Origin of the sequence: Arcicella aurantiaca (assembly GCF_003148625.1) — a bacterium.
GTDB classification, from domain to species: Bacteria; Bacteroidota; Bacteroidia; order Cytophagales; family Spirosomataceae; genus Arcicella; species Arcicella aurantiaca.
In genome coordinates, this window is the sequence record NZ_QGGO01000015.1 from 33316 (window position 1) to 59730 (window position 26415).

Below are 26415 nucleotides of genomic sequence, written 5' to 3' on the forward strand. Positions count from 1 at the left end.
TATTTATTTCTTCAAAATCATTACCACATTACTGACGGCTCTTTCACCTCTATGGTCAAATTGTTTATTATCACAAGGATAATTGACTACTCCATCTTCATTTTGTCCTTTTACATACATCGTTGTTGAGCCTCCACCATCTAAATTAACGGCATCTTTACAATTCAACATTCGTGTTAGAAAAGTTAATTCATGCAAAGTCATACCTTGAGCTACGGCATTGCGTCCGTCAACGGTAATTAATAATAAATCGTCTTCATTAGTTATACAAGCACAAGTTCTTGGATGACGATTATCATTAAAAGCATTTACTCTTAATTCTTGTACCTCATTATTATGAATAAGTAATGGCCCTGTAACTAAGATACTATTTTCTGGTAAAGATTTTTCCCAATATAATTTTGCTCCTCCTTTTACAATCTTCATATTATTTTCGTCAATTGTAATAGCGGCAATGCTATGTTCTGGAATTAATCTATCTGGACTATACGATGCCGAATCAAGGATTTTTTTATTAATCTTAATAAAATCGACAGCCCCACCTCTCTTTGTATTAAAAAAACCACCATTTACTGCTGCAATTGCATTATTCTCTAAAGCTAAAACACTGGTAGGCTTTAATTTACGAAGCGTGTCTCCTTCTGGAACATAAGTATCTGCCGAGCCAAAAGCAAATTGCAAGCTTTTATTAGAAAGTTTTGTTTGAAGAATATTGATATTCTGATTGGATGCAAATAGCTCTTTTTGATTAAAATGATAGCTTTTCCAAAGAAGTCCATTACCTAAGTCCACAGGAAACCACCTGACATAACTTAACATCAGTGAATCGGCGTAATTTTGAGCATTAGAAGTAACAAAAAATACGGTAAGGAGGTATGCAGTCATTAAAAACCGCTTCATATACTTAGGCAAAATTGATAGTCACGAATATAACGAAAAAGTCTTCTGAAAATTATTTTTCCAGAAGACTTTTATTAAACGGTAGTTTTTAGACAGAAAATACCTAAAATTCTACTCTACTGTAACTGATTTCGCTAAATTTCTCGGTTGGTCAACATTACATCCACGCAATACCGCAATATGATATGACAATAATTGTAATGGAATAGTAGCCAATAATGGAATTAAAGCATCATGAGCCGCTGGAATCTCAATAGTATAATCAGCCATCGTCGGGATTAATTTATCACCTTCTGTTACAATAGCAATAACTTTTCCTTTACGAGCCTTCACTTCTTGAATATTTGAAACAACTTTTTCGTAAGAACTGTCTTTCGTAGCAATAAACACCACAGGCATTTCTTCATCAATTAATGCAATTGGACCATGTTTCATTTCTGCCGCTGGATAGCCCTCAGCATGGATGTATGAAATTTCTTTCAATTTCAATGCACCTTCTAAAGCTACTGGGAAATTATAGCCACGTCCCAAATAAATAAAGTTACGAGCATCTTTAAACTGCTCAGCAATAACTTTAATCTTCTCATCTGCTTGTAAAACCTTCTCGATTTTTGAAGGAATACGCTCTAATTCAAACAATAATCTTCTAAAAGTATCTTCGTGCAATGTTCCTTTTTTACGAGCAACCGCAATTGCCATCAATGCTAAAACGGTAACTTGTGCTGTAAATGCTTTTGTTGAAGCTACCCCAATTTCTGGACCTGCGTGTGTATAAGCCCCTGCGTGTGAAGCTCTTGGAATAGATGCACCAACCACATTACAAACACCAATAATAGTTGCACCTTTCGATTTTGCTAATTCAATGGCTGCTAAAGTATCAGCCGTTTCTCCTGATTGTGAAATGGCAATTACAAAGTCACCTTCCTTAATAATTGGATTGCGATAACGGAATTCAGAAGCATACTCCACTTCAACATTGATACGAGCTAATTCTTCAAAAATATATTCTCCAACCAAACCAGCGTGCCATGAAGTACCACAAGCAACAATAACTATACGTTTAGTTTTGGCTAATTTATCAATATAATCACGTAAACCTCCAAGCACTAAATGCCCACTATCTGCATTCACACGTCCACGCATACAATCTGCTACAGAGCGAGGTTGTTCGTAGATTTCTTTTAGCATAAAATGCTCAAAACCACCTTTCTCAATTGCTTCTAACTCCAATTCAAGCGTCTGAACATAAGGAGATTGCAGGATATTGTCAATATTTTTAACCGTCAATTCACCATCACGTACTACTGCCAATTCGTAGTCATTCAAGTAAATAACTTCGTTGGTATATTCAATAATTGGTGTGGCATCTGAAGCGAAGAAAAATTCGCCCTCTCCTACCCCAATTACTAAAGGAGAACCTTTACGTGCAGCAATTAATTGAGAAGGATTTGTGGCATCCATGATAACAATGGCATACGCACCAACAACTTCTTTCATTGCCAAACGAACGGCTTCTTCTAATAAACAACCCGTATTTTTCTGAATATCTTCAATGAAGTGAATAAAAACTTCAGAATCTGTATCAGAGTAAAAGACGTGTCCTTTCTTAATTAAATTCTTTTTGATGGAATCATAGTTTTCAATAATCCCATTATGGATAATTGCTAATTTTTCATTGGATGAATAATGCGGGTGAGCATTTTTATCATTAGGCTCGCCATGAGTAGCCCAACGAGTATGTCCTATACCAATTGTACTTGTAAGATTCGCTTCAGTAAGCGTATCTTCTAAATCTTTTACTTTTCCTTTTTTCTTATAAACATTCAGTCCATCATTTAATAATGCAACTCCTGCACTATCATAACCACGATATTCCAAACGTTTTAATCCTTTAATAATTATTGGATAGGCTTCACGATGCCCAACATAAGCTACAATTCCACACATAAGTTTCTTAGTTTCATATTTTAAGAGATATGTAAATTAAAGATTATTTATGAAAGCTTAAAAAATTAGCAGTAATTCTTATTTTTCAAAAGCTATCTAATTTCTAACTCACCACTCTTTCAGTAATATATTGCCACAAAAATAAAGCGGAGATTTCAGATTATGAATCTCCGCTTCAGATTATTTTATTAAAATATTAAGTATCTGTTGTTTGACTATATTGAAAGGTCCTGATTAATAGTGAGTTCCAACACTAATGCCCAAAAACTAAATCCTAACAACTACTTATTTGGTAACGTATGTATAATAAATCTTCAATTTCATTTTACTGTTAGCAAAAATGGCTCTATCTGGCGTTGGGCTAACAATATTTTTACTTGAAGTGGGTGAACGTACACCTGTTGAGGAATTGGTAACCAATGATGTTGATGATAATAACCATCCATTTGATTTATTTCTTCCTGAGAGTATATTCTGTAATGAACTTGTTACATTGAATGTGTATGTATTGCTTTTGGCAACATAAGCCGCTGAATAACTTTCTCCTGACACAAAATAAAGTGAACCATCACCCGTAGTGGTTGTTCTCAGCGGACGATTAGCGGGTGTACTTTCTACAATCACAAGGTCGGATGGCAACGACAATCCTGCGTTGTCATTCGGTTCTAAAACTAATTCAGCTTTATTAATAGCAATATCTTTTCCGTTCTTTAATTTTGATAAAGTTGGGAATTTCAATTTCACACCTAATCCTGTTGCTGCTTGCACCACAACTTCATTACTTGTAGCAGAAGCAGGAATGGCATCGCCACCTTTTTCTAACTTCGCAAATGCCGTTGTTCTTGTTGGTGTTATTCTACTAAAACGAGCGTTTTGAGCAACTCCTGTTGAAGAAGTATATAAGCCTATATAAATATTATTCGCTTTAGTAGTATCTACTGTTACTTTAATACTATCAGCAGTATTAGCTGCATTTCTTAAAGTGTAAATGTATTTATAATGGTAATACACTTTCATTACAGACAAATCTGCTGAAATACCTAAAATAGCTGCATTCTTTGCACTTTCAGAAGTTAAAGCTAAACCTTTGATTTTATTTCTAAATCCAGTTCCAATCAAAACATTATCTTTACTACTCTGTAAATCACGCTGAGAAGCGATAAAATTGATAAAAGTTGGGTCAGTGATTGGAATTCTAAGTGTATCAAATCTACTTGTTCCTGAAATGATGTTTTTATCTTTAACAGGTCTAATACGAACATTTTTAGCTTGTCCCAACAAAGTAGATTTCAATGCTGGCGAACTTGTGGTTCTGTAATAAGTGGCAGTAGCATCTAATGAAGCATCATCCGACAGTTGTGTTAAACTAAATGTTTGATTCTGCAATGTATCACCTTGATAAAGTGTATAAGGCATAATAAAACGGATAGAATCAACTTTACTTGGGTATTTCAACCATGTTACATCTTTTCTACCTGCTGTATCCACACTTGAATAAAGTGTATCGGCATTTGAAATATGGAAATAACTACTTGCTTCTACTAAACCTAATTTAGGGTCAATATAACGCCCAACTAAAAGATTGGAAGTATTATTTGTTGCAACAGAATCTAACAAAACTGTTGAAGCATCTACTGTTAGCGTATCTGTAAATAATATTCCAATATCTTGTACAAAAACCTCTGAGCCAATTTCTTGTGGGTCTTCACAAGCGGTTAAAGAAATACAAAAGAAGAGAACCAGACTTGTTAGTAGGCTTTTATTCGCCCACCAACGCTGTGTAAAGATTGTAAAAACCGTCGATATCTGTTTCAGAAACGTACTCAAATTTTTTGTCAGGTAATTCATTAAAAATAGTGTTAAATTTCTCTGTAACTTCTTCCTCTGTCGTTATAACTATATCAGAATACTCAATGCCGATTTTCATAAATCCTTCATAATCTGCTGAAGCTAAATTTCCTAACATTTCATCTTCAACGTTAGTGTTTTTAACTTTATCATAAAGTCCTTCAAACTGGAATTTATGAGCAAAACTATTATCAAAAACAGAAAATACCGTTTTTGAATCTTTGAAAATTGGGTCGCTTTTATAAGTCGTTTTAAGATATAAAGGAATTAGTGAAGTCATCCAATCGCTACAATGAACAATATCTGGTGACCAACCTAATTTCTTAACGGTTTCTAAAGCTCCCTTGCAAAAAAAGATGGCTCTTTCGTCATTATCTTCATAAAACGTATTTTCTTTGTCCGTGAAAACGTATTTTCTTTGAAAATAGTCTTCATTGTCAATAAAATATACTTGTAATCTTGCTAAAGGTAATGACGCCACTTTGATAGTAACAGGCATATCAGAATCACCAACTGGAACGGTAAAACCTGATAATCTGACTACTTCGTGAAGACGATTTTTTCGTTCATTTATCAACCCAAAACGTGGCACTAAAATCCTGATATCAAACCCTTTGTCTTGCATAGCAGAGGGTAGTTTTCTGATAAAATCAGCGACTTGGGTCGTAGAAAGAAAAGGGTCAACTTCACTGGCAACGTAAAGGATACGCAATTTAGACATTGTTGTCGTTGTTAGAAGCTTTGTAGCTGTTAAAAAGTGTTAAGTAGTTTGTTATCATTTAAACGGCGAACCGTTATGGGTTATTTATTTCGTTGTAAAAGTAATTTTAATACTTTTGTAAGACTTCTTGAAACCCTGATAACTCACCAACTTGATGCTTTTGTTAACACCAAAGCAGAGAAATATAAGTAAAAAATTATGCAAAAATATAAAAAAAATACGGATATTCCACAATAAATTGCTTCGTTATATGGACTTATTGCTTTTGTTTCTGCATTCTTGTTAGAAATCAGTTATTCAAAACCCAATAACATCACCCAAAGACAAGGTCACTTTTAATATATTTCACGAACATCGAGCGTAAATAAAAATGCAAGTTTTTCATTCAATAAAATCCCTACAAGTTTTTTTAAAATCAGAACGTCTTGCGGGTAAATCTGTTGGCTTTGTCCCAACTATGGGAGCATTACACAATGGACATTTGTCGTTAATTGAGGCATCCAAAAAGCAAAATGAGCTTACCGTTTGTAGCATTTTTGTAAATCCTACCCAATTCAATAATGCACAAGATTTAGTGGTTTATCCAAGAACTTTGGAAGCTGACTGTCAAATGCTTGATTCAGCAGGGTGTGATGCCGTTTTTGCCCCAAGTGTTGAGGAAATGTATCCACAACTACCCCATTTAAAATTTGATTTTGGTGATTTAGAAAGAGTGATGGAAGGAAAATTTCGTCCTGGACATTTTAATGGTGTGGGCATAGTTGTTTCTAAATTATTCAATATTGTTCAGCCAGACCATGCTTATTTTGGACAGAAGGACTTACAACAATGTGCCGTTATCAATCGTTTGGTAAAAGATTTGAGTTTTTCTTTGACCTTAAATATTTGTCCAACTCAAAGAGAAACAGACGGTTTGGCAATGTCTTCAAGAAACAGAAATCTTAGCCCAGAACAAAGAAATTTAGCTCCTGCGATTTATAAATCATTACAACAGGCTTCTGATTTATTAAGAAATAAAAAATCGGGTGAAGAGGCTAAAACGTTGGTTTCGGAATATCTTTCAAAGGTTGAAGGCATTGATTTAGAGTATTTCGAAATATCAGATTTTGAAACACTTCAGCCAATTAATGAACTTTTGGAAGGACAAACAGCTTTGTGTATTGCTGCCTTTATGGGCAAAACTCGTTTGATTGACAATGTAATTATTTAACGGAACTATTTGTCGCAAACAAATTTAGGCCACAAATTGAACTGATTTACAGGGATTAAAATCAAGAAAAATAAGCAAAAACCTGTTAAATCAGTATAATCTATGGTCTATCGCTTTTCGTTTAGTATAGAATCATTAATTCTAAATACCTTTGTGCTTTGATTTAAAATCAAACATCGAATCCCAAATATCAAATTAAAATATGTTTATTCACGTAATGAAATCTAAACTCCACCGTGTGAAAATCACGCAGGCGGAGTTGAATTATGTTGGAAGTGTAACCATTGACGAAGATTTAATGGATGCTGCCAATCTTATTGAAAACGAAAAAGTACAGATTGTTAATAATAATAATGGTGAACGTTTCGAGACTTATGTTATCACTGGCGAGCGTGGCTCTGGAACTGTTTGTTTAAATGGTGCTGCTGCTCGTAGGGCTCAAGTTGGTGATATTGTGATTATTATTGCTTATGGTATTATGACTCCCGAAGAAGCAAAAGAACACAAACCAAATTTGGTTTTCCCTGACAGTAATAATAGATTAGTTTAATTTTTGGGGGTTAGGATTTAGGAGTTGAGCATTAGTATTTTAAGAATCTTCTTATATTTTACTCTAAAATTGACTACTAAAACCTAAATACTAACAACTAAAACCTCTTGTATGAAAAAAATCTTTCAGTATCTTCTTTTCTTAGGAATTGGAGGTGGATTAATTTGGTACTCCATTGCTACGGGTATTATCAACCCTGCCAAACTATGGGAAGATGTTTCTCATGCCAATCTTTGGTGGGTGGGGCTTATGGTTCTTCTAACCTTTGTAGCTCATGGAAGTCGGGCGGCACGTTGGCAAATGCTTTTAGAACCTTTAGGATATAAACCTTCATTTTTCAATGTCAATAATGCCGTTTGGTTGGGCTATTTTGCCAATAATTTAGTTCCCCGTTTGGGCGAAGTGACTCGTTGTAGTCAGTTGTATAAAAGTGATGATATTCCTGTTGAAAAATCATTGGGAACGGTTGTTACCGACCGCCTTTTTGACGTTGTAGCACTATTTGTTTTATTAATTATCCATTTTATTATTGATTTTGATAAACTTTGGGCATTTGTCAATCAGCAATTAGCACAAAATACTGGAGGACAAAGCAACAAATCAAATCTATTATTTTTCCTTTTAATTGGGTTGGCTCTTGCTGGCATGATTCTTTTTGTTTTTCGTAAAAAAATCCTTCAAATTTCTATCGTGAAAGTAATTTTTGAAAAACTAAAAGGACTTTTAGACGGGCTTTTGAGTATCAGATATTTAAAAAATCCGAAACTTTTTCTGTTTTATACCGTCATGATTTGGGGAATGTATTGGCTGATGGGCTATGTGCTTTTCTTTGCCATTCCAAAGTTTTCAAACTTACCTCCTATTGCGGGTTTAACCTTTTTAGTTTCAGGAGCATTAGCGATGATTTTGCCATCACCAGGTGGAGCAGGAACAGTTACAGCAATTGTTTCGCCCGTTTTTGTAACCATGTACGGACTATCAAAAGACGATGCAGGAACGCTTTCGACCTTCGTGCAGAGTTCACAAATGTTAGCAACATTAATAATTGGCTTGATAATTTTTATCATTTCGATATTTACGAATAAAAAAACAAGTAAGTAGAGAATAGAGGATAGAGGTCAGAGATTAGAGGTTAGAAAATTCTCTACAATCTGTCCTCTAACATCTAATCTCTATTCTCTAACCTCTATCATCTAATCTCTAAAATAATTATGACAGAAAATAAAATATATACACGAGAATCTGCCACCGTTCAGGCGGAGAAATGGCAGGCGGAAGGACAAAAAATTGTTTTCACAAACGGTTGTTTTGACATTGTACATTTAGGACATATCGACTATTTAGAAAAAGCTCGAAACTTAGGTGATAAATTAGTTTTAGGACTGAATACCGATGCTTCCGTGAGAAGATTAAAAGGAGAAACTCGTCCCGTAGTAAACGAATATGCACGCTCACGAATGATGGCAGCCTTTGAATTTGTAGATGCAGTTGTACTTTTTGACGAACCAACGCCATTAGAATTAATAGAAACCGTAAAGCCCGATATTTTAGTAAAAGGCGACGATTATTCCATTGAAACTATTGTAGGGGCAGATTTTGTTATAGGTAAAGGAGGCGAAGTAAAAACAATTCCCTTAGTAAAAGGATATTCAACCACAAGTTTAATCGAGAAAATAAAAGCAATCTAAGAAAATGATAGGAATCTATTTAATCACGTTTGTCTTTGCAGGAATTGGAATGTTTGTGCAATGGCGTTTAAAAAGTAAATTTCAGCAATATTCAGAAGTAGGCTTACAAAATGGGCTTTCGGGTAGAGAAATTGCCGAAAAAATGTTGAGAGATAATAATATTTTTGACGTAAGGATTGTATCCGTAGAAGGACAATTAACTGACCATTATAATCCATCCGACAAAACGGTAAATCTTAGTCCAGACGTGTATCACGGCAGAAGCGTATCTGCCGCAGCCGTAGCCGCTCACGAGTGCGGACACGCAGTACAACACGCAGTGGCGTATTCGATGTTACAATTTCGTAGCTCAATGGTTCCTGTTTTGAACCTTGCCAACAACTTCATGCCGATAGCATTGATGGTCGGAATGATGATTTTATACTCGACAGGCAACAAATTAGTTTTGACAATTGGGGTCGCCATGTTTGCCTTAGCAACACTTTTCAGTTTTGTTACTTTACCCGTAGAGTTTGACGCATCACGCAGAGCATTAGCATGGATGGAGTCAAAAAATATGGTAACTCAACCAGAACACGACGGAGCAAAAGACGCACTTTGGTGGGCAGCCATGACTTACGTAGCAGCAGCTTTGGGTATGTTAGCTCAATTGCTTTATTATGTGAGTTTGCTGTCTGGGAGACGTAGTGATGATTAGATTTTTCAGCAAAAAGCCAACCTGTAATGGGTTGGCTTTTTTGAGATGGATTAGATTATCAATTTTGGGAAGTAAAATTATCGTTTTTTAAAATCATCAGGTAAATCAGGTTCGTCTCCTAAATCTAATTCTAATTTTGCACCTGTGCTTAAAATTTCTACGCCAATCGTAAAAGCTCCCCAAGCAACCCTCTTCAATTTTGCTACTCCATTTACTACATCAACTGTTTCTACATCAGGCTTAAAGGTAGGATGTAGATGAAATCTTACCTGACCTTCTAACTTTACTTTAGAAGGATCTTTCGCAAAAACTTTATACGTAAGATTATACCACCCTTTTATACTGGGGTCAGCAATTTTATCTACTGAAATTTTAAAATTTTCATCTTCTCGACTACCTCCAAATTTCCCTTTACATGGGTCATCTAAGTCGTCAGGTTTATTTTCAATGCTTGATGCTTCAATAATTTGTTTTGTTGTTTCAGTAATTTTTTGTGTACCTCCTCTTTGTTCAGTCGCTTTTACTAATGTATCTGCTTTTTGTTTAGCCTCCTTTGCAGTATCTTCTGCTTTACTTATCCTATTCAGAACGGAATCAGAAACTGACGAAATAAAGCGAGTGGAAGTAATTGCTGCTAAAACACAAAAACTGATAAAAAGAATACAGTCATTCAATTTATGATTTTGTAAACCATCCAAAATACGACTTTGGGTTATTTCTAAGAAAATAGGTACAATTATAGAAGCTCCTATCCCTACAATAACTGAACGAAATAAAGTATTCCCATCATCACTTTCTGAGTCTTTCTTTAAATTATAGTAGTAGTTTACGCATCCGCCTATTACCCCTGAAACAATAATAAAAGCAATAATTGCCCAAAAGCTTACCCAATCAAAACTTTGATTTTGAGCTGTGTATTTCTTTGAAATTTCTAATAGTGCTTTCAAAGAATCTTTTGTAATAGGAATTGTGTCTGTTTTCATGAAATATAAAGAGTTTATGAAATGACTATCTTTTAGCTCCAAAACCTGCAATAAAATTTAATGCTGCTATTAAATTTCCATCTTTAATATTAGTTCCATCAAAGTTTTTTCCCAACGAAATTGTAAGCAATTGGTTTTCAGAAACTTGATACTCCGCATTAAAAACATAGCGATTTGTATGCTTCGCTTTACCAGTTTCAGCATTAGTCTGATTTCTCCAAATGCTTTCTATTGATAAAGAAAGCTTATCATCTATAAGTCCACTTTTTATAAATCGAAAGCCAAAATCTACACTGGAAATATTTTTAGTAGTTTTAAAATCATACTCATTCAAATATCTTACAACACTCAAGATACTATAATCACTTTCCCACTCATAGCCTAAATTTGCCCAAGCCCCAATTTTCGTAACTTTAGAACTATCAAAACGCTCATTAAAGAAATCATAAACATATCCTAAAGAAATATCTGTCTTAAAACCATAACGTTTAAAGGATAATTCAGATAATTTTTTAAAAGCAGTATTTTTTATGATATTTTTTTTCTCGGGTGATAATGATAAAAGACTATCTAATTCGGTAACTCTTTTATCACGAATTTTACTTAGTTTTTTAATTTTCACAGAGTCTTTAATCTCATCTAACTGATTAATTTGACTTGTTATTCTTTTACAAATTGAATCGTTTAATATAAGAGTGCCAATTTCTTCAACTTTAAATTTAGACAACACATATCTATTATTTAATTCTTTTTCTGTTGCCTTACTTAGCTGACCTCTAAAAAGTGAAAACTTAACTCCTAAACCTAACTGATCGTTTTTCTTTTTTGCACTATCACTTTTCGAAAACCCAACTGAAACTAAAAAGCTTTGATTAAAATTTTCAATTGGGTTATTACTAATGGTTTGGTCAAATCGAAACTTGTTCTTCTTTAAAATTGAGATGGGTGCAAATTGCATAGCAAAAGTTTTGGGTATTGCACTAAATCCATTGGTAGCATTATTAAGGATAACTGCAAAGTCCGTAACATCAGTGGGTTTCTCGATATTTGAACTTTCTAACCCCATTAGAAGTAGTACAGGAGTCGATGGAGCTTTTAACATATTTATTGTTAAACTATCAGCACTTTTCTTATCAGCATCTTGGGCGAAGGCATTTTGTATTATTAATAAAAATACCGTTATTGTAAATACTATTTTCATGATTTCTTAATTTATTTTTCTAAAAGTGATAAAGAAAACAAGTAATATTGATTTGTCAGTTGGAATTATAACAGGTTCATTAATTATCCTGTCTATGACTCCTCCTGTGAGTTTTACATCTACTTTTGCGTCATCACCTTCAGGGTCAATGTCAAAAATTTCTGTCACTATCATTAATGTTTTTGATTTTAAACTATTATTTTCGCCTATATGAGTTTTGGGGAAATGATTAGTTTCGGTATTCCCAATTTTAGTTTGTTCAAGATGAACACTTATAACACCTGGTTGTCCAAAAATACTTACTTCAACAGTCACTGGACTGTTGCTGTCATCTACATTGTAAAAATATTGTCTTGTACTTGCCATGTTATTATTTTTTAAATTGTTAAATAATCAGATATTTTCCTTCCAAACCTAACAAAAAAAGCCAAACCTAAACGGCTTGGCTTCAATTACTTAACAAAAATCTTATTATACGGTCATTTGGTTTATTCTTCTTTTAAGAAATTAATTTCGCCAACCTCCTCCCAATGATTTATAAAGTCCAATGACGGCATTGTATTGGCGTTTCTTGAGATTTATTAATTCTATCTGTGATTGTAAGGCATTTTTTTGTGCTGTGATGACTTCTAAATACGTTGCTCTGCCCGACCTAAATAGTTCTGCGGAGTTGTTAATGGATAGTCGTAAAACGCCAACTTCTTGTACTTTTAAATCGTACATTTCATTGGTGTTTTGAATCACGTTCAATTGATTGTAAACTTCTGTAAAACTATTCACTATCGTTTTTTGATAGTTGATGTAAGCCATTTTTTGGTCGGCTTTTGATGCCATCAAATCCGCAATTATTTGTCGTCTGTTGGCTAATGGTGCCGTTAATCCACCAAAAGTATTCATGGCTAATGAAGCAGGGTTTAGCCATAAAAGTGCTTTAAACGACTGTAAACCAAGTCCGCCCGTAAGGTTTAGGGACGGATAAAACGCTGCTTTCGCCGTAAATAAATTGGCGTTGGTAGCCAAAAGCTCATATTCTGCTTGCTTAATATCAGGGCGATTTTCGAGTAATCGGGATGGAATGCCTGATGTTAATTTTGGGGGAATAACTTTTGCCCAAGCTACCTTTTTTCGTTCTATGATTTGTGGGTAACGTCCAACCAAAAAATTAATCTTGCTTTCTGCTTCTATTATTTCTTGCTTTACCTCAATTTTTAGGGCTTTTGAACTCAATAATTGGGCGTTTAATAAGTCAACTCCTAATTGATTGGCTTGCCCTGCTTGTTTTAATACACGAGTAATTTCTACGGCTCTTTCTTGTAAAATGATGTTTTCTTCAAGGAAATCTAACTCATTATCTAAAATCAATAATTCGTAATATGAAGATGCTATTTGAGCTACTAATTCACTAACAACCAAATTTTTACCAGCCTTACTTGCTAATAATTTTGCGGCGGCAGAGGTTTTTTGACTTTTAAGTTTTCCCCACAAATCTATTTCCCAAGATGATTGTACACCCAAGTAGTAATCGGGGATAATTGGGTCTGGAATCTGTTGCTTTTCGTTAATATTGGTTGAAAATTGAGTATCATAATTTCCAACGCCATCAACGGTATAATTTCCAAATTTTCGTTGTCCAACCGTAACATTGGCAGCTAAATCTGGTTTGCCTAATCCTTTCGTAAAACGAACACCTGCCCGAGCAATTTCAATTTTCTGCAAGGTCATTTGAAGGTCAAAGTTGTTAACAAAAGCCGTGTCAATCAAAGCCATTAAAGTTGAATCTGAAAAGAACGCCTTTAATGTTGGCAAATTAATGGCTGACGAATCTGATTTTGTTGTAAACTTCTGAGGCATAGCCAATAATGGACGATTTTGAGGGATTTCTTGCTTGATTTTACAAGCTCCCATCAGTGCCATTATCGCTATAAAAAAAAGTATTTTATATCTAAACATGAGCTTCTTCTGTAATTTTAATAGTTTCTTCTTTGCTTTTCCCTTTCCCCATTCCTGCAAAAATGACATATAAACCAGGGATAACGATTACGCCAAAAATTGTCCCAAATAACATTCCTCCTGCGGCTGCCGTACCAATGGTTTTGTTACCAATCGCTCCAGCTCCCGAAGCAAACATCAACGGAACTAAACCTGCAATGAAAGCAAAGGAGGTCATTAAGATTGGTCTGAAACGGGCTACTGCTCCACCTACGGCGGCTTTGAGCAATGTTTTGCCTTGTTTTTGTTGTAAAACGGCAAATTCAACTATCAGAATGGCATTTTTACCCAATAATCCAATCAACATAACCATGGCTACTTGGGCGTAAATATTGTTTTCTAATCCGAATAAATACAAGAAAAACAGCGAGCCAAAAATCCCAACGGGTAAGGATAAAATAACGGGAAGTGGTAGTAAAAAACTTTCGTATTGGGCTGAAAGTAACAAGTAAACGAAAAGTAAACAGATGATAAAAACACCAATTACCTGATTACCTGACAATACCTCTTCACGGGTCATGCCCGACCATTCGTAGGCGTATCCACGTGGTAATTCTGTTTTTGCTACTTCTTCAATGGCTCGGATGGCATCACCAGAACTGTATCCTTTGGCGGCTTCTCCGTTGAGCATTGCCGAAACGTACATATTATAGCGAGTCAATTGCTCAGGGCCATAAACACGCTCAATTCTACTAAAAATGGCATAAGGTACCATTTCTCCGTATTTATTTTTGATACGCAACTTCATAATATCCTCAGGCAATGCACGATATTTTGGGTCTGCCTGAATCATTACTTTGTACATTTGACCGTATAAAATGAAGTTTGTCGCATAAAAACTACCAATTAATGACTGTAAATTACTCATCGCAGCATCTACCGAAATTCCCTTTTTCGCTGCCATGTCTTGGTCAACATGAATCATGTATTGCGGGAAGTTTGGATTGAAACTTGAAAATGCTTCTTTGATTTCGGGACGTTTTTTGAGGGCTGCAATAAATTTATTAGCCACTTCGGCGGTTCTTTGCAAATTTCCAGAACCTGTTTTATCTAACAAACGCACCTCAAAACCACTCGCATTTCCAAAACCCGGAACGGCTGGCGGTGGAAAAAACTGAATTTCTGCCCCTTTGATGTGCTTTGTTTTTTCGGTTAACTGATTGATAATATCATTGGCAGTTGCTTTGCGTTCATCCCAAGATTTTAGGTTAATTGTACTCATTCCGAATGATGCACCCACACCGTCAGTCATCATACTAAAACCCGACAAACTCGAAATGGATTCAACTTCCGTAATTTTCTTCGCAATTTTATCAATCTCGTTCATCACTTCTTCGGTACGTTCAAGCGTTGCTCCTACGGGCGTAGTTACGTTTGCATAAACCGTCCCTTGGTCTTCCGTTGGGATAAAACTGGTTGGCAAAACACTTCCAACACCCCAAGTTGCCACACAAAACGCCACTAAAATTCCGAAGGTGATTAATCTACGATTGGCAATAATTCTTAATAAACTGCCATAACGGTCTGAAAGTCGGTCGTAAGCACGGTTAAATTTATTGAAAAATCGAGTTAGGAAATTTTCTTTTTTCCCTTCCAAATGTGGATTTTTCAACATTATCGCACATAATGCGGGCGTTAATGTTAAGGCATTTACGCCCGAAATCACAATCGAAATTGCCATCGTCACGGAGAATTGTCGGTAGAAAACCCCAACTGGACCTGATAAAAATGCCACAGGAATAAAAACTGCCGACATTACAAGGGTAATGGCTACGATTGCCCCGCTGATTTCTTCCATTGATTCAATCGTCGCTTCCCGTGCATTAAGATGTTTTTCCTCCATTTTGGCATGAACCGCCTCTACGACGACAATGGCGTTATCAACCACAATACCGATTGCCAAAACCAAAGCGAAAAGTGTCAATAAATTGATGGAGAAACCAAATAATTGCATGAAAGCAAACGTACCCACCAAAGCCACAGGAACTGCCAATACAGGAATAAGCGTTGAACGAAAATCTTGCAGAAATAAGAATACCACCAAAGCCACCAAAATAAAGGCTTCGATGAGGGTTTTTATCACTTCGTGAATAGAGGCATCTAAAAATCTCGATACGTCATAACTCACTGTGTAAGTCATTCCCGGTGGAAAAGTGGTCGATTTCAAGAATTCTAAACGTGATTTGATATTGGCGATTACTTCACTGGCGTTTGAGCCTGGGCGTTGTTTCAATACAATAGCGGCAGATGGTTTTCCGTTTTCTTTTGAAAGTACGTCATAATCTAACGAGCCAAATTCTAAATCGGCTACGTCTTTCAATCGTAACATTTCGCCACTTTCTGTCGTCTTGATTACCACATTTTCGTATTGGTCTTTACGAGTCATTTTACCCGTATACCGCAAAACATATTGTAAAGATTGAGCCTGACGACCCGAACTTTCTCCTACTTTCCCCGGAGCGGCTTCTACATTTTGCTCCTTCAAAGCTTTGATAATATCTTCTGCTGAAATCTCGTAAGCGTCCATTCGTGCGGGTTTCAACCATACACGCATAGCGTATTCTCGTGAACCCATAATATCCACAAAACCAACGCCATCAATCCTTTTTAATTCGGCTAACACGTTAATATCAGCGAAGTTGTAGATAAATTTTTCGTCAACTGTCGGGTCTTCACTAATCAAGTTGATGTACATCAACATGGAGTTCACTTCTTTTTCGGTAGAAACTCCCGCTTTGATTACTTCTTCGGGCAATTCATCTAAAACCGTCGTTACACGGTTTTGTACGTTTACCGCTGCTACGTCGGGGTCTGTTCCAACTTCAAAATATACTTGAATAATTGATGTCCCGTCATTTCCAGAAACAGAAGTCATATACGACATTCCCGGCACACCATTAATGGCTCTTTCAAGCGGTGTCACTACGGCTTTGGCACAAACTTCGGCATTGGCACCTGTATATTTTGTGGTAACTGAAACGGCAGGCGGAGCAATATCTGGATATTGGGTAATGGGTAGCCCAACCATCGCTAACACGCCCAAAAGCACAATAAAAATGGATATGACCAGTGATAAAACGGGTCTATTAATGAAATTTGTAAACATATTTTAGTGGGTTATTCAGGTGTGTTTTCGTAAGTTAAATCTTTTGAAATACTGTTCATTTCCATGAAAAGTGGCTTCACAACCATTCCATCTTTGACATTCTGAATGCCCTCATAAATGATTTTATCGTCTTCGTCCAAACCTGTATCAACAATGTAAAAATGTTGCATTCTATGATTTGAAGTAATGGCTTTGGTTTTCACCCGATTACTATTGTCAATCACATAAACGTACATTCTGTCTTGAACTTCAAAAGTTGCTTTTTGGGGAATAATCAAAGCATTTTTGTATTTTTTGAGTAAACGAACCTTACCACTTGCACCATGTTTCAAGATTTTTTCGGGATTATTAAATCTTGCTCTGAAAGCAATATTTCCTGTATTGGGGTCAATTTCACCTTCGGTAGTTTCAACTTTTCCTTTAAACGGATGTTCTTCACCATTTGCCAAAATAAGGGTTACATTGTTGGATTGTTGGGTTTTATCTTTAAAATTAGAACTATAATTAAGGTATTCTTTTTCCGAAACATCAAAATAGGCGAATACTTCTCCGTTGTTTGAAATATTCGTCAAAAGCGTTCCTTCTTCAATTAAGCTTCCAATTTTGTTGGGAATTCGATTCACAATACCATTGAAAGGAGCTTTGATTTGTGTGTAAGTCAATTGAATTTTAGCAAAAGATTCATTCGATTGAGCCTCTTCTACTTTCGCTTTCATCATATCAACCTTGTTTTTGGCAGCTTCCAATTCAGTATTGGAAACGACATTTTTTTCCACCAATCGCTTGATATTGTTCAATTCTATTTCAGCAGCTTTTTGTTCCGTAACGGTACTTCTTAATATTGCTCCTGCTTTGATAGCTTGTTCTTTCAACTCTGGATTATTGATGCTAAATAAAACTTGTCCTTGTTTTACATATTTTCCTTCGTCGATATAAACTTTATCGAGATAGCCTTTCACTCTGGCACGGATTTCCACATTCTGAACGGCATTAATTTCTGCCACATAGTCGGTATGTAATGTGGTATCAATTTTTATGGGAGAGGTTACTGGAAAACTCTCTGCAATTTGTTTCTCTTGTTTGTCTTTATCCTTACACGACAATAACAACGAGACGACCAAAATACTTGATAGCAAATGTTTCATTTTTTATTTTTGGGATAGATGATTATTCTGATTTACAATCCATTGTGATTCTCTTCAAGGGAACTTTTTAACGTATCACAGATTGTTTTTTGTTTTACAATACCCATTTTCAAGATTTGATGCGTACTTAACGAAAGTCTTCCTTCAAAACGACGACTTCCGTTGAGACTCAGATACACAATACCTTTTTTAAATTAGTATAAATACACAGCAACTTTCAGAAACTAAGAATAGTCTTAATTTCTAATTCAATAATCTTTCATCAATCATTCCATTTATTAGCGTATGAAAAAGATATGATTGATGCTTATCTAAAAGAAGAAAATACCACCTTATAATGCAGATGGAGAAGAAAAGAGTTTATAACGAATCAAGGAGGAGGCGTTTTTTGCTCTAAGCAAATATTATAAGCATTTAAAAGAAAATAACCTGTTTGAATATTCGCAGGCGGTAAATCAAGGTCTAAAAAACAATAATCTAAATGTGGAATATTGTCTATTTCTTCAATATCAATCAAATCGGAATCAAAAGAAGAATCCTCGCCCGAATTTTCAAGTTCACCATCTACGGCAACCACAATATCTTTACCGACAGAATTATAAAGAATAATTCCTCCGCACAAGATTGGTACAATTAGTATCAGCAAAAAATATATCTTTTGAACAATTTCTTGTTTCAACAATTTAAACATAGTTTAGTTTGATGATTTGAAAACAAATATAGTTTAGCACTTTTTTTAAAAAGCGTTTTTCGCCTTAGAATTCCCTTAAAATGATACCAAACAGTAAATTCTGACGACAAAGGCACTATTCAAAAATGCCTTTTAAGTATAAATACACAAGGTTTTAGTCACAAAAAAAGCCAATCTGACAACAGACTGACTTTTTGTTTTTCACGGAAAAATCCTTTTTTAATTCAAAGCATCTTCCGTTTTTATATTCACAAATTTCAAGGTATCATCCTCTCCCACTTCCATCATCACTACCGAATCTTTGGTAATATAATTTCCTAAAATACTCTTCGACAATTCGTTTAAGATACGTTTTTGCATTACTCGTTTCAAAGGTCTTGCTCCCATTGTTGGGTCATAACCTTCATCGGCAAGTTTCAATAAAGCTGCATCGGTAGCTTCTAAAACGATACCTTGTTCTTTCAAACGTTCTTGAATTTGACGGAATTGAATTCTCACAATTTGTGCTAAATTCTCTTTCGACAAAGGCTCAAACATGACAATTTCATCTACACGGTTCAAGAACTCTGGACGAACTACTTGTTTCAACAATCCCATCACTTCTTCCTTAGCTTTCTCCATCACGATATGATTATTCCAACCTTCCATTTCACCCATTTTTTCTTGAATAATATGGCTTCCAATATTTGAAGTCATAATAATAATGGTGTTCTTGAAATTGGCAATTCTACCTTTATTATCAGTCAAACGACCATCGTCTAAAACCTGTAAAAGTATGTTCCAAACGTCTGGATGAGCTTTTTCAATTTCATCTAAAAGAATTACAGAATACGGTTTTCTACGAACTGCCTCTGTCAATTGTCCGCCTTCGTCATAACCTACATATCCCGGAGGTGGACCAATCATACGGCTAACGGCATGACGTTCTTGATATTCCGACATATCAATTCTCACCATAGCGTTTTCATCATTGAACAAATAATCCGCCAATGCTTTTGCTAATTCTGTTTTACCAACACCCGTTGTTCCCAAGAAAATAAACGAGCCAATCGGGCGTTTGGGGTCTTGCATTCCTGCTCTTGAACGACGAACCGCATCAGAAATCGCCTCGATAGCTTCCGTTTGTCCAGCTACTCTCATGCCTAATTCTGCTTCCATGTGGAGTAGTTTTTCTTGCTCAGCTCGCATCATTTTCGATACTGGTACACCTGTCCATTTTGCCACAACCTCCGCAATATTTTCAGGGGCAACTTCTTCTTGTAACATCGTAGAAGCCTGATTTTCAGCCGTTGATATTTGAGACTGAGCTAAACGAGCTTCTGCTTCTACTAATTTTCCGTAACGAATTTCCGCAACTTTACCGTAATCTCCCGCACGTTCTGCTTGTTCGGCTTCTAATTTCAATTTATCAATATTCTCTTTTTCTTTACGAACATTATTGAGAATATCTTTTTCGCCTTGCCATTTAGCCATTAAATCCGTTTTCTTGTCGGTCAATTCTGCTAAATCATGGCTAATTATTTTTTCACGTTCAATGTTATTTTCTCTTCTAATTGCCTCACGTTCAATCTCTAACTGCATAATTTTACGTTGTAAATCGTCAATTTCTTCTGGCACAGAGTCTATTTCCATACGCATCTTGGCAGCGGCTTCGTCCATTAAGTCAATGGCTTTATCTGGCAAATAACGGTCTGAAATATAGCGACTTGACAATTCAACGGCAGCAATTACGGCATCATCTTGAATACGAACTCCATGATGAATTTCATATTTTTCCTTAATTCCTCTCAAAATTGAAATAGCATCTGTGGTAGTAGGTTCATCAACAATAACCGTTTGAAAACGTCTTTCAAGAGCCTTATCTTTCTCAATATACTTTTGATATTCCTTCAGCGTAGTTGCTCCAATTGCGTGCAATTCTCCACGAGCCAAAGCTGGTTTCAATAAGTTTGCCGCATCCATTGCCGACTCACCTCCGCCTGCACCAATCAGGGTATGAATTTCATCAATAAACAAAACAATATCTCCTTCCGAATCTGTAACTTCCTTAATTACAGCCTTTAAACGTTCTTCAAATTCACCTTTATATTTTGCTCCTGCAATCAAAAGTCCCATATCAAGGGTATAAATTATTTTTGATTTTAGATTTTCTGGCACGTCTCCCAACACAATTCTCTGAGCCAATCCTTCAACGATGGCGGTTTTACCCACGCCAGGTTCACCCACCAACATTGGGTTATTTTTTGTACGTCTCGAAAGGATTTGTAACACCCTCCGAATTTCTTCATCACGCCCAATCACAGGGTCAATTTTCCCTGATTTGGCAAGTTCATTTAAGTTTCTGGCGTAGCGTTCCAACGAACGATATGTTGCTTCTGCGTTTTGGTCTTTCACGTTAGTATTTCCTCTTAATTCTTTAATAGCTTCTTTTAATGATTTCTCTTTAAATCCGTTGTCTTTCAACAAATTAGCCACCGCATCTTTACCCAAAGTTAAGGCTAACAATAAAAGTTCAATCGAAATATATTCATCAGCAAACTCTTTCATCAAGCCATCTGCTTTGGTCATAGCAGCATGGGCTTCATTGGCAAAATAAGGTTGTCCTCCTCCCGAAACTTTGGGATAAGCATTCACTAAATCATTTAATTTGGGTAATAAAATAGCTTGATTTGCCCCCAATTTCTTCATTAAAAACTGTGTAGTATTGGGTTCTTCCTCAATAATTGCTTTCAGTAAGTGTCCAGTTTCAATGGCTTGTTGTCCATTGGCGGTGGCAATCGAAGCAGCTTGCTGGATTACCTCTTGTGTTTTAGTTGTGTATTTCATGTCTTCGTAGGAGAAAGGGAGGATTAGAAGAATGTAGAAATCGAAGATTAACCAATTTCTCCATTCTACCCGTCTCACTTTCTCTCTCTATCCTTCAATTTCTGAGCCAAGCTAATATTTCGGAAATTATGGCGTAGAATTGAGAATTTATTTCTACAAAATACGTCAAATTGGCTGTAAACGTACATTTTTGACAGTTTCAGGAGAATAATACATTTAAAAAATAGCATAAAAAAACAGCTCCCCGAAATATTCAGAAAGCTGTTTGCTATTCACCTAACCACTAAAATAGTTTATCTTTAAAAAGCCAATAACCAAAGTATTACAACCTAAAAACCCCTTAAAAGGCTATCACTTGGCAATGGCTTTTTTTACTTATGCTGTTTAAAACTTCTTAATTGCTTTTGAAAATCAGTTTTTCGTCTTCTCGAAATTTCTATTCTATGCCCTGTTTGCATCGTTACATAGGGTTCAATAGACAAATTTACTTCTTTCAAAAAATTAAGGTTAATGAGGTAAGACTTTCTAATTCTGGCAAAATCATATTCTTTAAATGCCTCACAAAACTCTTTTAAAGTTTTCGAGATTAATATTTTTTTGCCATTAATCATGTGTACATAAGTGTAATTTCCATCACCTTCCAACATCATTATATCTTGAATAATGATTTGGGTTTTCTTTCTATCCGTATAAATTGCTGGATAAAAATTTGATTTAAAATTGGCGGTTGGATAAGCATAACTCTGTACTGAAATGTTCATGTTGTTAAGAGATAAGACGGGTTGTTTATTTATTTTGTTCATTTGAACGATACAAAGTAACAAAGCCGAATTTTCTTTTTTTAGCGTAGAATTACGCTATTTTCAAAAATGCGTAGATTTACGGTGTGACTTTTTAGCATTTGCTAAGTCCACAAACACTTAGTCGTAAAATAGAATTTAAGAATAACAAAAATTAAATCTTAAATCTACAAATTACGTAAAAGAGAAAATATAACAATTAATGCTAAAAAAGGCACTATAAACCAAACTACGCCAATGACAGCCCATACATAAAACTGGTATTTCTCAACACGATTCTCTGGAAAAATACATTTATCAAAGCCAAATTCTTTTTTCAAAATTTCTATATCAGTTTCAAATAAATATTCTTGGCTTAGACCTAATAAGTAAGGACTTCGAGTATTTCGACCTCTCACGAAGGCTTGATAAGTAGATTTTGGGAAAAAAATTACGCCCACACTAAAAGCAGACAAGCAAAATATCCAAGCAATATAAAAGCGTCCCCAGCCTCCTGAGCCAATTACCCAAGCCGCTACTTTTGCTTCATCTTGCCAATCGGTGTCATAATCTAAGAGAATATGTAGCATATCATGTCGCCAAACATTTTCTCGACGACCTTTCACATTGGGAATTGGCAATGAAAAATATTTGAATTTTAGCCAAATCCAATCATTATTAATTCCACCTTGTTCACCATAACCGTGTTTTTCGTAGAATCCTTCTAAAGCTTGATGTAAAGTTGTCATTGCCTTAATATTTTAGTTTATCAAATTTATAAATCATTAAATATGACATCATTATAAGAGAAGTTATCCTATTTCTTGAGTATAAAAACCCAGAAAAGTACAAGGTTTTTGAAGTTTCACAAGAACATTACATGATTTATTCATAATTTTGCAGATATTATTTAGCCTTTTAGTATAAGTTGTTTCAAACTAAAAATTGAATCGTTCTTAAAACAACAAAACTTATCCCTAAATGCTAATTGTTTAAAATCACAACCATGATACAATTATCTGAACAAGAATTACTTCGCCGACAAAAGCGTGAAGATTTGATGAAATTGGGCATCGACCCATATCCTGCTGAAATGTTTGACGTAAACGTTACGGCTGCTGACATTCTGAAGAACTACGAAAATAATAAGATAGATTATAAGAATATCTCTATTGCAGGACGTTTGATGTCTTTCCGTATCATGGGAAGTGCTTCTTTCGCTGAGTTACAAGACTCTACTGGACGTATCCAAGTGTATTTCCGTCGTGATGATTTATGCCCTGACGAAGACAAAACGCTTTACAATACCGTTTTCAAAAAACTTTTAGATATTGGTGATATTATTGGTATCAAAGGTTATGTTTTCACTACGCAAGTAGGCGAAATCTCTATCCACGTTACTGAATTCAAGATTTTAAATAAATCTTTAAAACCGCTTCCTGTTGTAAAAAGAGATGAAGAAGGTAATATTCACGATGGTTTTACTGACCCAGAAATGCGTTATCGTCAGCGTTATGTTGATTTGATTGTAAATCCAGAAATTAAAGATATTTTCTTAAAACGTTCTCGTATAGTTACTACGATGCGTTCTATGTTCGACTCGAAAGGTTGGTTAGAAGTTGAAACGCCAATTTTACAGTCAATTCATGGTGGTGCTTCTGCTCGTCCATTTAAAACACATCATAATACGCTTGATATGCCATTGTATATGCGTATTGCAAACGAATTATATCTGAAAAGATTAATTGTTGGTGGATTTGACGGAGTTTATGAATTTGGTAAAATGTTCCGTAACGAAGGTATGGACAGAACCCACAACCCAGAATTTACCTCTTTGGAGTTTTATGTAGCTTACAAAGATTACAACTGGATGATGGATATTACCGAACAAATTTTTGAAAAAGTAGCTCTTGCAACCAATGGGCAAAGTAACGTAAAAGTTGGCGAGAACGAAATCGAATTTGCAGGGCCATTTACACGTTTGACTATCACGGGTGCTATTGAAAAATATACAGGGGTTAATGTGGAAGGTATGGACGAAGAAACACTTCGTGGACACTGTAAAACATGGGGAATTGAAGTTGACGAAACAATGGGAACAGGAAAACTTATCGACGAAGTGTTCGGAGAAAAAGTGGAAGCGAACCTTATTCAGCCAACATTTATTATTGATTATCCTGTCGAAATGTCGCCACTTACCAAAAAGCACCGTAGCAAACCTGGTTTAGTAGAGCGTTTCGAATTATTTGTTAATGGTAAAGAAATTGCCAATGCTTATTCTGAATTAAATGACCCAATCGACCAACGTGAGCGTTTTGAGGAACAATTAAAATTGGCTGAACGTGGTGATGACGAAGCAATGGCAATGGATGATGATTTCTTGCGTTCATTAGAGTATGGTATGCCACCAACCGCAGGTATTGGTATAGGTATTGACCGTTTGACGATGTTGATGACCAACCAAACATCAATTCAAGAAGTTCTTTTCTTCCCACAAATGCGTCCAGAGAAGAAAGTGGAAATGGCAACTGATGCAGACTATGAGGCAATTGGAGTACCAACAGCTTGGATTCCTGTATTACAGAAAATGGGTTTCATGACGATTCCAGCTTTGAAAGAAGCTAATCCAAACAAAGTATTCAACGATTTGGGAGGAATGAGAAAGAAATTGAAATTAGACATCACCATTCCTACAAAGGATGAAGTAATGAAATGGTTTGAATAGTTATTAGGTGTTAGGTGTTAGAAAAACCATAAGATTCTAACACCTAACTTCTAAAACCTGACAACTCACCATTAAAAAAGCCCAACCAAATGAATGGTCGGGCTTTTTTAATGACTATATGAAAAAAAATATTAAGCCTTCTTCACATTAACGGCGTTTAAGCCACGCTTTCCTTCTTGAACGTCGAAAGAAACAGAGTCATTTTCACGAATAGTGATTCCAGATAATCCTGTAACGTGAACGAAGATTTCTTCGCCAGAATTGTCATCAACGATAAATCCAAAACCTTTTGATTCGTTGAAAAATTTAACTTTACCAGTTTGCATAAAAAATATAAAAAAAATTAAAAAATAAAAATTCTAAAAATAATAAATTAACAATTAATATTGATGAACAGACACAGCTATTAGGCTTTTTTCGACATAGGACGAAATAAATAAGGTAATCTTTCGGATTTTACATCCAGTATATAAACAAACAATCTTTTGTCAAACAAAATAAGAAACTATTGTTTCTTTACATTAGCTGCGTTCAAGCCTCTCTTTCCATCAACAATGTCAAATGAAACTTTATCATCTTGACGAATGTGTGTTCCCCCCAAAGCTGTTACATGAACAAAAATCTCTTGTCCAGATTCATCATCTACAATAAATCCGAAACCTTTACTTTCATTAAAAAATTTTACTGTGCCTGTTTGCATGATTACTAAAAATTAACAATTGATAAAATCATAAGAAAACAAAGAATTGTGTTCTGTATGAGTCAATAGCCGAAAAGAGAAATGATGTGATACATTGAATGTTTGATAATCAATGAGGAAGTGAATCTGAGGGGACTGACGAACTCTTGAATAATTAAACTTGTACTAAAAATTTACTTTTAAACTATTAACCATCAAATGTAGTCATAATTTTGTACATTCCTACTTTAAGGCTAATATTTTTACAGTTTTTTCTGAAATTAGTGGTATTTACTTAGTATTTTTTTGTGTTTTTTGAATATTTCTACTGTAAAATATCGATTATTAAGGTCGTAAGTAAATTTGAAAAACCTGCTATATTCTTTGAAAAAGTAACACATTTTTGTAACTTGTGTTAAAATTAGAATCTATTTAAAATCAACAAGTTGCTAATCAAGTAAAATATCATGCTAAAAATTAAATACTTCGTTGAACAACACGTCTTTGGAGTTTGCACTCGATTGGGTGAAAAATTTGGCATTTCTACTGCCAGTATTCGCCTATATTTTGTTTATCTATCCTTTATAACTATTGGTTCGCCAATCATTCTTTATTTAATCCTCGCTTTTTGGATGAACATTCGTCGTTACCTTCGCCAGCAAAATAATCCAACTGTTTGGGAGATTTAGTTAAGAGTTAAGAGTTAAGAGTTAAGAGTTAAGAGTTAAGA

At 35.2% G+C, this 26415-nt stretch carries 23 protein-coding genes; 7 read left to right on the forward strand and 16 right to left on the reverse strand.

Annotation, left to right across the window (positions count from 1 at the left end; translation table 11 throughout):
* Positions 1–3 precede the first annotated feature (3 nt).
* The 4 genes from LV89_RS14500 to LV89_RS14515 all read right to left on the reverse strand — a co-directional run bounded on the left by LV89_RS14500 (position 4) and on the right by LV89_RS14515 (position 5416).
* Positions 4–885, reverse strand: a complete 882-nt coding sequence (locus LV89_RS14500) for a phosphodiester glycosidase family protein (RefSeq protein WP_158279588.1) — start codon at positions 883–885, stop codon at positions 4–6.
* A gap of 126 nt (positions 886–1011) precedes the next feature.
* The gene (gene glmS / locus LV89_RS14505; RefSeq protein WP_109743632.1) at positions 1012–2847 is read right to left on the reverse strand and encodes a glutamine--fructose-6-phosphate transaminase (isomerizing); all 1836 of its coding nucleotides are present in this window, start codon (positions 2845–2847) and stop codon (positions 1012–1014) included.
* Between the two features lie 285 nt (positions 2848–3132).
* Positions 3133–4695 carry a DUF4270 family protein gene (locus tag LV89_RS14510; protein ID WP_109743633.1) on the reverse strand — a complete coding sequence of 521 codons (1563 nt, stop codon included), beginning with the start codon at positions 4693–4695 and terminating at the stop codon, positions 3133–3135.
* Positions 4607–5416 carry a glycogen/starch synthase gene (locus LV89_RS14515; RefSeq protein WP_109743634.1) on the reverse strand — a complete coding sequence of 270 codons (810 nt, stop codon included), beginning with the start codon at positions 5414–5416 and terminating at the stop codon, positions 4607–4609. The genes LV89_RS14510 and LV89_RS14515 overlap by 89 nt, the downstream gene beginning before the upstream one ends.
* Before the next feature lie 370 nt (positions 5417–5786).
* Here LV89_RS14515 and panC point away from each other — a divergent pair, with 370 nt between their 5' ends.
* From panC to LV89_RS14540, 5 genes are all read left to right on the forward strand, one after another.
* Positions 5787–6626 (forward strand): pantoate--beta-alanine ligase, encoded by an 840-nt coding sequence (gene panC, locus LV89_RS14520; protein ID WP_109743635.1) that lies wholly within the window; start codon positions 5787–5789, stop codon positions 6624–6626.
* Between the two features lie 202 nt (positions 6627–6828).
* Positions 6829–7176, forward strand: a complete 348-nt coding sequence (gene panD, locus LV89_RS14525; protein WP_109743636.1) for an aspartate 1-decarboxylase — start codon at positions 6829–6831, stop codon at positions 7174–7176.
* A gap of 111 nt (positions 7177–7287) precedes the next feature.
* The gene (locus tag LV89_RS14530) at positions 7288–8277 is read left to right on the forward strand and encodes a lysylphosphatidylglycerol synthase transmembrane domain-containing protein (RefSeq protein ID WP_109743637.1); all 990 of its coding nucleotides are present in this window, start codon (positions 7288–7290) and stop codon (positions 8275–8277) included.
* A 110-nt stretch (positions 8278–8387) separates the two neighbouring features.
* Positions 8388–8864 (forward strand): D-glycero-beta-D-manno-heptose 1-phosphate adenylyltransferase, encoded by a 477-nt coding sequence (rfaE2, locus tag LV89_RS14535; RefSeq protein WP_109743638.1) that lies wholly within the window; start codon positions 8388–8390, stop codon positions 8862–8864.
* A gap of 4 nt (positions 8865–8868) precedes the next feature.
* Complete coding sequence (locus tag LV89_RS14540) at positions 8869–9561, forward strand: zinc metallopeptidase (RefSeq protein WP_109743639.1); 693 nt, start codon at positions 8869–8871, stop codon at positions 9559–9561.
* A gap of 77 nt (positions 9562–9638) precedes the next feature.
* Here LV89_RS14540 and LV89_RS14545 read toward each other — a convergent pair whose 3' ends face one another.
* From LV89_RS14545 to LV89_RS14590, 10 genes are all read right to left on the reverse strand, one after another.
* Positions 9639–10544 (reverse strand): YEATS-associated helix-containing protein, encoded by a 906-nt coding sequence (locus LV89_RS14545; protein ID WP_109743640.1) that lies wholly within the window; start codon positions 10542–10544, stop codon positions 9639–9641.
* A 25-nt stretch (positions 10545–10569) separates the two neighbouring features.
* Entirely contained in the window at positions 10570–11745 is a 1176-nt protein-coding gene (locus LV89_RS14550; RefSeq protein ID WP_109743641.1) for a hypothetical protein, read from the reverse strand.
* Positions 11746–11751: 6 nt separating this feature from the next.
* Positions 11752–12111 carry a hypothetical protein gene (locus LV89_RS14555; protein ID WP_109743642.1) on the reverse strand — a complete coding sequence of 120 codons (360 nt, stop codon included), beginning with the start codon at positions 12109–12111 and terminating at the stop codon, positions 11752–11754.
* Between the two features lie 141 nt (positions 12112–12252).
* The gene (locus LV89_RS14560) at positions 12253–13695 is read right to left on the reverse strand and encodes a TolC family protein (RefSeq protein ID WP_158279589.1); all 1443 of its coding nucleotides are present in this window, start codon (positions 13693–13695) and stop codon (positions 12253–12255) included.
* Positions 13688–16840, reverse strand: a complete 3153-nt coding sequence (locus LV89_RS14565; RefSeq protein WP_109743644.1) for an efflux RND transporter permease subunit — start codon at positions 16838–16840, stop codon at positions 13688–13690. The genes LV89_RS14560 and LV89_RS14565 overlap by 8 nt, the downstream gene beginning before the upstream one ends.
* Before the next feature lie 11 nt (positions 16841–16851).
* Positions 16852–17985: an efflux RND transporter periplasmic adaptor subunit gene (locus LV89_RS14570; RefSeq protein WP_109743645.1), complete on the reverse strand. Its 1134-nt coding sequence runs from the start codon at positions 17983–17985 to the stop codon at positions 16852–16854.
* 370 nt (positions 17986–18355) lie between these two features.
* Positions 18356–18631: a hypothetical protein gene (locus tag LV89_RS14575; RefSeq protein WP_146199166.1), complete on the reverse strand. Its 276-nt coding sequence runs from the start codon at positions 18629–18631 to the stop codon at positions 18356–18358.
* Between the two features lie 264 nt (positions 18632–18895).
* Positions 18896–21502, reverse strand: a complete 2607-nt coding sequence (clpB, locus tag LV89_RS14580; protein WP_109743647.1) for an ATP-dependent chaperone ClpB — start codon at positions 21500–21502, stop codon at positions 18896–18898.
* Positions 21503–21873: 371 nt separating this feature from the next.
* Complete coding sequence (locus tag LV89_RS14585; RefSeq protein ID WP_158279590.1) at positions 21874–22263, reverse strand: LytR/AlgR family response regulator transcription factor; 390 nt, start codon at positions 22261–22263, stop codon at positions 21874–21876.
* Positions 22264–22469: 206 nt separating this feature from the next.
* Positions 22470–23030, reverse strand: coding sequence for a hypothetical protein (locus tag LV89_RS14590; protein WP_109743649.1), 561 nt, complete (start codon positions 23028–23030; stop codon positions 22470–22472).
* Positions 23031–23287: 257 nt separating this feature from the next.
* Between LV89_RS14590 and lysS the strand changes: the two genes are divergently transcribed.
* Positions 23288–25006 (forward strand): lysine--tRNA ligase, encoded by a 1719-nt coding sequence (gene lysS / locus LV89_RS14595; protein WP_109743650.1) that lies wholly within the window; start codon positions 23288–23290, stop codon positions 25004–25006.
* A gap of 131 nt (positions 25007–25137) precedes the next feature.
* Here lysS and LV89_RS14600 read toward each other — a convergent pair whose 3' ends face one another.
* Both LV89_RS14600 and LV89_RS14605 read right to left on the reverse strand, forming a co-directional pair.
* Positions 25138–25332, reverse strand: coding sequence for a cold-shock protein (locus LV89_RS14600; protein WP_109743651.1), 195 nt, complete (start codon positions 25330–25332; stop codon positions 25138–25140).
* A 179-nt stretch (positions 25333–25511) separates the two neighbouring features.
* Positions 25512–25706 (reverse strand): cold-shock protein, encoded by a 195-nt coding sequence (locus tag LV89_RS14605; protein ID WP_109743652.1) that lies wholly within the window; start codon positions 25704–25706, stop codon positions 25512–25514.
* A 446-nt stretch (positions 25707–26152) separates the two neighbouring features.
* Here LV89_RS14605 and LV89_RS14610 point away from each other — a divergent pair, with 446 nt between their 5' ends.
* The gene (locus LV89_RS14610; protein WP_109743653.1) at positions 26153–26374 is read left to right on the forward strand and encodes a PspC domain-containing protein; all 222 of its coding nucleotides are present in this window, start codon (positions 26153–26155) and stop codon (positions 26372–26374) included.
* The last annotated feature ends 41 nt before the right edge of the window (positions 26375–26415 follow it).

Bases quoted from the DNA above. Each gene is read 5' to 3' on its own strand.
- LV89_RS14510 (WP_109743633.1), bottom strand. From the start codon at position 4,695: ATGAATTACCTGACAAAAAATTTGAGTACGTTTCTGAAACAGATATCG.
- LV89_RS14555 (WP_109743642.1), bottom strand. From the start codon at position 12,111: ATGGCAAGTACAAGACAATATTTTTACAATGTAGATGACAGCAACAGT.
- LV89_RS14530 (WP_109743637.1), top strand. From the start codon at position 7,288: ATGAAAAAAATCTTTCAGTATCTTCTTTTCTTAGGAATTGGAGGTGGA.
- LV89_RS14515 (WP_109743634.1), bottom strand. From the start codon at position 5,416: ATGTCTAAATTGCGTATCCTTTACGTTGCCAGTGAAGTTGACCCTTTT.
- LV89_RS14610 (WP_109743653.1), top strand. From the start codon at position 26,153: ATGCTAAAAATTAAATACTTCGTTGAACAACACGTCTTTGGAGTTTGC.
- LV89_RS14590 (WP_109743649.1), bottom strand. From the start codon at position 23,030: ATGACAACTTTACATCAAGCTTTAGAAGGATTCTACGAAAAACACGGT.
- LV89_RS14550 (WP_109743641.1), bottom strand. From the start codon at position 11,745: ATGAAAATAGTATTTACAATAACGGTATTTTTATTAATAATACAAAAT.
- LV89_RS14565 (WP_109743644.1), bottom strand. From the start codon at position 16,840: ATGTTTACAAATTTCATTAATAGACCCGTTTTATCACTGGTCATATCC.
- LV89_RS14570 (WP_109743645.1), bottom strand. From the start codon at position 17,985: ATGAAACATTTGCTATCAAGTATTTTGGTCGTCTCGTTGTTATTGTCG.
- panD (WP_109743636.1), top strand. From the start codon at position 6,829: ATGTTTATTCACGTAATGAAATCTAAACTCCACCGTGTGAAAATCACG.
- lysS (WP_109743650.1), top strand. From the start codon at position 23,288: ATGATACAATTATCTGAACAAGAATTACTTCGCCGACAAAAGCGTGAA.
- LV89_RS14500 (WP_158279588.1), bottom strand. From the start codon at position 885: ATGACTGCATACCTCCTTACCGTATTTTTTGTTACTTCTAATGCTCAA.
- LV89_RS14545 (WP_109743640.1), bottom strand. From the start codon at position 10,544: ATGAAAACAGACACAATTCCTATTACAAAAGATTCTTTGAAAGCACTA.
- panC (WP_109743635.1), top strand. From the start codon at position 5,787: ATGCAAGTTTTTCATTCAATAAAATCCCTACAAGTTTTTTTAAAATCA.
- LV89_RS14585 (WP_158279590.1), bottom strand. From the start codon at position 22,263: ATGAACATTTCAGTACAGAGTTATGCTTATCCAACCGCCAATTTTAAA.
- glmS (WP_109743632.1), bottom strand. From the start codon at position 2,847: ATGTGTGGAATTGTAGCTTATGTTGGGCATCGTGAAGCCTATCCAATA.
- LV89_RS14600 (WP_109743651.1), bottom strand. From the start codon at position 25,332: ATGCAAACTGGTAAAGTTAAATTTTTCAACGAATCAAAAGGTTTTGGA.
- LV89_RS14605 (WP_109743652.1), bottom strand. From the start codon at position 25,706: ATGCAAACAGGCACAGTAAAATTTTTTAATGAAAGTAAAGGTTTCGGA.
- clpB (WP_109743647.1), bottom strand. From the start codon at position 21,502: ATGAAATACACAACTAAAACACAAGAGGTAATCCAGCAAGCTGCTTCG.
- LV89_RS14540 (WP_109743639.1), top strand. From the start codon at position 8,869: ATGATAGGAATCTATTTAATCACGTTTGTCTTTGCAGGAATTGGAATG.
- rfaE2 (WP_109743638.1), top strand. From the start codon at position 8,388: ATGACAGAAAATAAAATATATACACGAGAATCTGCCACCGTTCAGGCG.
- LV89_RS14560 (WP_158279589.1), bottom strand. From the start codon at position 13,695: ATGTTTAGATATAAAATACTTTTTTTTATAGCGATAATGGCACTGATG.